Annotated in this window: 5 protein-coding genes; 2 read left to right on the top strand and 3 right to left on the bottom strand. The window is 31.0% G+C overall.

Annotated features, from left to right (window positions below):
* Positions 1 to 93 precede the first annotated feature (93 nt).
* The gene (locus tag M0R36_10940) at positions 94 to 381 is read left to right on the top strand and encodes a hypothetical protein (protein ID MCK9556305.1); all 288 of its coding nucleotides are present in this window, start codon (positions 94 to 96) and stop codon (positions 379 to 381) included.
* An 18-nt stretch (positions 382 to 399) separates the two neighbouring features.
* Here M0R36_10940 and M0R36_10935 read toward each other — a convergent pair whose 3' ends face one another.
* The 3 genes from M0R36_10935 to M0R36_10925 form a co-directional block, all read right to left on the bottom strand.
* Complete coding sequence (locus tag M0R36_10935) at positions 400 to 1191, bottom strand: hypothetical protein (protein MCK9556304.1); 792 nt, start codon at positions 1189 to 1191, stop codon at positions 400 to 402.
* Positions 1192 to 1248: 57 nt separating this feature from the next.
* Entirely contained in the window at positions 1249 to 1536 is a 288-nt protein-coding gene (locus M0R36_10930; GenBank protein MCK9556303.1) for a hypothetical protein, read from the bottom strand.
* A 570-nt stretch (positions 1537 to 2106) separates the two neighbouring features.
* Complete coding sequence (locus tag M0R36_10925; protein ID MCK9556302.1) at positions 2107 to 2370, bottom strand: hypothetical protein; 264 nt, start codon at positions 2368 to 2370, stop codon at positions 2107 to 2109.
* Between the two features lie 154 nt (positions 2371 to 2524).
* Here M0R36_10925 and M0R36_10920 point away from each other — a divergent pair.
* A partial coding sequence (locus M0R36_10920; GenBank protein MCK9556301.1) for a hypothetical protein occupies positions 2525 to 5731 on the top strand: 3207 nt, incomplete at its 3' end.

The following is a 5731-nucleotide window of genomic DNA, read 5'->3' as shown; positions in this document are numbered from 1 at the left end:
ACCTTGCAGTTTCACCTGCTAGATTATTTGATTCTGAATTGTTAATTAAAGATAAAATGGAGGTAATGCATGCCTAAACAAAGTTTGATATCGATGGCTAAAAAAGCTGGAATATCTAAAGAAAAAGCAGAAAAATATTGGGAACGTGCAAAAAAAGAAGCAAATAAAAAAAGAAATAAATTAAAGAAAGATTCTTACTATGCATACACCATGGGAATATTTAAAAAAATGATTGGAATGGAAAGTTCTGGTGGTGGGATAGCTGTATATGAAACACCACATGAAACCAAGACAAAAAAAATAATTAAAGAAAATATGTTTGTTTCTTTTGCAAAAAAACTATTGGAAAGTTTAAACATAAAAAAGACCCAGGACAAATAACCCCTGGGTCTTTCAAACTTAACACACCAAGTTAATAACTTCTTTTTCTTCAATTTTAATTTCACCTGGAACATTTATATCTTTTGCAATTCTTCTTATAGGATATTCTCCTACTCCATCATGAAACAATTGATCCATTGTGAAATTTTCAATTTCTCTTAATACGTCAACTCCAAGATATGGAAACCAAACAGTCAATCCAAAATATGTTGCAAGAGAATCGATTGTTTCTATATATGATGGTATGCTATTTTTTATTATATTTTCATAGACCTCTGCATTTTTGTTTTTATGATAATCACATCCACCAAATAATTCTTTTGAAAAATCACAAATTATTATATGTTGAATATATTTTTTTTCACTTATTTTTTTAAATATATTATAGTATTGTGATAATATACTTCCAGGTGTACCAAATTTAGAATCACTTAAAAACTTTTCTGATTCTTCAATATCTGAATTTGATATTGTATATTCAAATGTTCCCCATATATTTCTGAAATGTTTTTTTAGATACATGCTTGGGTTTACTATTTCTGGGGAACTTATACTTTTTCCAAAAATATTGCACATTATTCTTTCATCTATGGCTGATAATTTTTTTAATATTATTTTTGATGCTATATCATCAGAGAAAATAATATGCTTTGAAACATGATTTTGTTTTTTCATATGATCATTTATTCTTTTCATTGTTAAATCTAACATTTTATCCAATATATTTATTTTGGTATCTATTGACATTGCGGTGTAATATCTTTTGAAATTCTTAAGCTTTCCTATAATTTTGTTTTTTCCAGCAACCATTTGTTAACTCCTTGTTTTTAAATTAGAAAAAAATGGGCTTAAAGCCCATATATTTTTTTAACTCAAACCAAACTCATTGTTGCAAAAGTCATCCACGATCTTCTTTGCAACTTCGATCTGGTCAATATCCGGATTCATCTCATGATACTTCTTTGCAATCTCTTCAGCAACACCGTTCACTCTGTCAATGTCGATGTTGTTGAAAGAGTAGTATCTTTCTAGCACGTCTTCCCTGGCAATATTCACCAGGGCTTCTCTCACTTTGCTGAGTTTGAGTCTGTTGGTTTTTGGATCTTTCAACAGGTCAAAAACTTCTTTTGTGATTGTTTCCTTTTCTCCTACCATAAAAACCCTCCTAAAAAATAAAATAAAAAATTGGACTTCATTAAATTAATATATGTATTATTTTAAAACAAAAAAAGAAAGAGGAAGAATTTAAATTTCTTCTTCCTCTCCGAAAAAATACTCTATGATTGTGGCAATACCCGCCACAATCAATAATGCTATTGCTTTTTCTCTTGCTTCTTGTTTCAGTTCTTTTAATACATTTACCAGTGTGAATTCTTTCATTTTCCCTCCTGTAATATTTTGCGTGGTTGGAAAGGGAAGTTGGTAGGGAACTTCCCTTTCCCGAAATCCCATTGTTGTTTTACGCTTGCTCGGGGTAAGCAACAACCTGTCAACCAAGACAGGACAAAGGTTGGGGGTCTTTTTTAAACTCGTACCCCCTACCGGACGAGTGCATATTTTGGTATCGTATGTTTGCTCATACGAATTTGATAACGAAGTTTATTCTTCGCAGTGCTAACGCCACCTGACAACGGGTTATTTTTATTTATAGTGGTTATATAACCATTCCCACTCTTTGTCATCCAGTATTAAACTGGAAAGAAGTTGATATGATCCTAGATCATATCAAGTTGACATGGCCTCCTCCTCGAACTGCGGAAAAGATTCCGCAGTTGTCGATGATAACAATGCATTGATACCATCGATCAACAGAGAAAGGAGATACATGATCAATGCGATTGTCGCATACGCAAGTGTTCCTGTTGCATATACGCTTAACACATTGATTAAACTAGCAACCACGGCTGCCGCAGCCATGATCCTTGCGGAATCTAATGTGATTCCATGGATCTGACTCAACAGCTTTATTGCTGTTTCTCTGAAACTCATTTATTCTTCACCACCTTTCACTTGAAAAAATATGAGTTTAAAAAAGAATAACTTTTAAACTCAATAGAGTATATATGTAGTTATATTTCTCATAAAAAGAACACAGAACAAAAACAAATAACTAGCTTAAATTGTGTTTATAAGGGAGAAATCAATGGCCAATGATGATTTAGATTTTATCGATATTAACAACAATATCAATGATATCGGTGGAAATGATGATATTATTTTTGATTCCAAGAATAAAGGTGTGTTCAAAAAAATATCTTATGCAACATCTAAATTAAGTGCAGCTATTTCTGATGTCTATGAAACTGTAGATGAAGAAGCTGAAATAGAAGAAGCAAGAATTGCGGCCACAATTCTTTCTGGTGGAAGTCCTTTAATTGCACATTTCCTAGAAAAAGGTATACAGAAATATGTACCAAAATTAAAAAATTCTGTTTTGATGTTAAAAAGGAAAGCTAGTGATTATATATTTAAAAAGAAAAAAATAGATGAATATGATAAAGAATTAGATAACATTTCCAAGTCAGATATAGATCAAGATGAATTTGAAAATAAACTTGGAAAATTAACTGATAAATTTGAAGAATTAAAAGTAAGCAAATCTACAAAAAGACCAGGAAGAAGAAAAACTGTAACTAATCTCAAAATAGAAAAACCAATTGTCAAGAGATATGAGACATCTGGTTTGGATAAGATAGAAAAATCTCAAACTTTTAATTTAAATGAGATGTTTGAGATCAGAAGAAATAAATTATCTGGCCCAACTTCATTTAAACGGTTAATTGCAAAAAATAATAAATATCCATTTGGTGACTTTATAGCCAATAAACTCGGAGAAATAAATGAATCTATTATAGATGTTGGAAATAAATTTTCGGATCTTAAAGATATATTATTAAAATCAAAAGATAAAATAGTAAATAAAAAAATAGATAAAGAAAGAGCTACAACATCTAATCAAATGTTGGAATCTTTAAATAAAATATATGATGCTATAAATAAACTACCAAAGAAAACATCAATGGATCAAACTGAAAATTTCAGTGCTGTGGCAACTGCAGCTAGAACAAATTTAACAGCACAGTCTGGTATGTTTGTTAGACAATCTATTTTAAAGAAATCAATGATGACACCGGGTCTGGTTATTCCTGGTGCAAAAAATGGATTGATATCTGGATCAGAATTTCAGGGATTCTTAACTGCACAAGTTGTTCAACAATTATATTGGTTAAACAAAGCAATGGGAAAATTCTTTGGTGCTAAGGAACCTATGTTTGTTGATTATTTAGCAAGTGGATATGAAACTGCTATGATTGCCGTTTCTGCTAGATTGCCAATTATAAAACAATTAAATCATATTGTCGGTTTTTCTATGGCTATTGCTAAACAATTAAACAGAGTTGGAAAGATTTTATATTCACCAATAAAATTATTATTACCTGGAAAAAGATTAAAATATTCTAAAGAAATATCAATGAAATCAACACCAATGGAAACATTGGTTGACATTGGAATGTATCAATATAATAAACTATCAATGCTTTATGATTTGATGGCTAGAGTGTATCCAAAAAAATCAAAAGATATTAGAGATAAAGAATGGTTTTCTAGAATTCCTGGTATAACTCCACTTGCGAGTGGTATGATGGGAATAGCCAAATATTTATTTGGTGAAAAACAAGAAAAGAAAAAAGGATCTGGATTATTAGATTCTATAAGAAATATTCCTAAATCTATCAAAGGTTTTTTTCTTGGATCTGAAACGTCCAGAACAAAATCGTTTAGTGAATTATCAGTAAGAAATAAACAATTACAGATTCAATATAATAGTTTGATGCATTTGTCCTCAATAGATTCACATATAAAAGAATTGGTGAAATCAAATATCCCTGGTTTAAAAGTCAAGCCCGAAGAATATGATGATATTAGAAAATATTTGGAACAAGAAAAAACACTGAAATTTAAAAAAGGTCCGAGTAGACTTGGTGCTGCAACAATGAAAGTTGTTTCTCCTATTGCTTCAGTCAGCTCCAAGCTCGTGTCTTTTATGCAAAAATCAAGAACTATCACTCCTCAATATGATGAAAATAGAAAGACAAAAAGTATATTAACAGAAGAAGAAAAGAGAAAAGCTGAAGATGCAAAAATAAAAATTGGTGTTTTAAAGAGAACTAAAGAATGGTTTTCTAAACCAACAGTTATGGGAAATAGTGTTCTTTTAGGTTTATCTTTATTAAATCCAATCGCATATACTGCAATTAATAGTATATGGGCCATGGGATTACTTGGTCAATTTACAGGGATTAAAGAATTTAAAGTTTTTGATGATCTATATAATGAAACTGCAATAATGACAGGAATACATACAAAGAAATTATTGTCCTTAGTTTCAGACACTCCAAGCAAATTAAAAAATTTATTTAATTTTAAATTAAGAAAACCACGTAAATTTAATTTTGTTGAAAAAACAACTGATGGAAAAAAGTTATCAAAAGCAGATAAATTATTAACAGCTATAAAAGAAAATACCAAAGCACTCCCAAAGAGAATAGCAGATGCATCTAGAGTTGCTATGGGTGGAATTGGTGCATATGCAATTTATAAAGTAATGGGTTCTATGAAAAGTATATTTGGAAATACACCAATGGCCAAATCATGGGTGACAATAAGTGGAGGCATTGCTGCTTATTTAGCAACTAAAGATATTGGAGCCGCTTTAAATGTTCTTCAGATTGGTGCTATTGGTGGTGGTTTACTATTTATATTTGAAAAACTGAAACCGTTGTTGGGATCCAAAGGTGCTCTAGTTGCAACAGGTGCAGTTGGTGTTGGTGGTGCAATAGCAACCGGAATGATCGGTAAAAAAGTATTAACCACTATTGGTGGATGGATCGGTGGTCTGTTCGCTGGGAGTGGAATTGCATCAACAGTGACATCGGGAATAAGTGCTGCTGGTGGAGTGTTGTTGAGTGGGCCAGCATTGATTGCTCTTGCAGTTGGTGGATCTGTTGCAGGATTAGCTTATTATATGAAACACAAGTCAGAAAAAGATGCTGAGAGAGAAATAAAAAGAGCCAAACAAGATTCCGAAGATAGAAACAAACTTTTAGGTGTTAATCAAGAATTATTAAAACAATTTGGAAAACAGGAAGGAAAATATAAAATAAGTTCTATTGCGGCTAAGGCGGGAATTAGGTCAGAAAGAACAACAACCAATTTGAAAGAATTATTATCTGAAAAAGAAGAAAAGAGAAAAGGTATAATAGGAAAAACTTTATTTAGATATAGATATAATAAAGAAATAAAAGAAATATTGGGTGAGATAGAAAAATCTGAAACTTCAACAAAATCT

This window comes from bacterium (genome assembly GCA_023228325.1).
Taxonomy (GTDB): Bacteria; Auribacterota; UBA6266; order UBA6266; family UBA6266; genus UBA6266.
This window is presented reverse-complemented; position numbering and strand designations above follow the sequence as displayed.

What these genes read in the sequence shown, in the direction of transcription:
- M0R36_10940 (MCK9556305.1), top strand. Translation starts at nt 94, where the DNA reads ATGGCTAAAAAAGCTGGAATATCTAAAGAAAAAGCAGAAAAATATTGG.
- M0R36_10935 (MCK9556304.1), bottom strand. Translation starts at nt 1,191, where the DNA reads ATGGTTGCTGGAAAAAACAAAATTATAGGAAAGCTTAAGAATTTCAAA.
- M0R36_10930 (MCK9556303.1), bottom strand. Translation starts at nt 1,536, where the DNA reads ATGGTAGGAGAAAAGGAAACAATCACAAAAGAAGTTTTTGACCTGTTG.
- M0R36_10925 (MCK9556302.1), bottom strand. Translation starts at nt 2,370, where the DNA reads ATGAGTTTCAGAGAAACAGCAATAAAGCTGTTGAGTCAGATCCATGGA.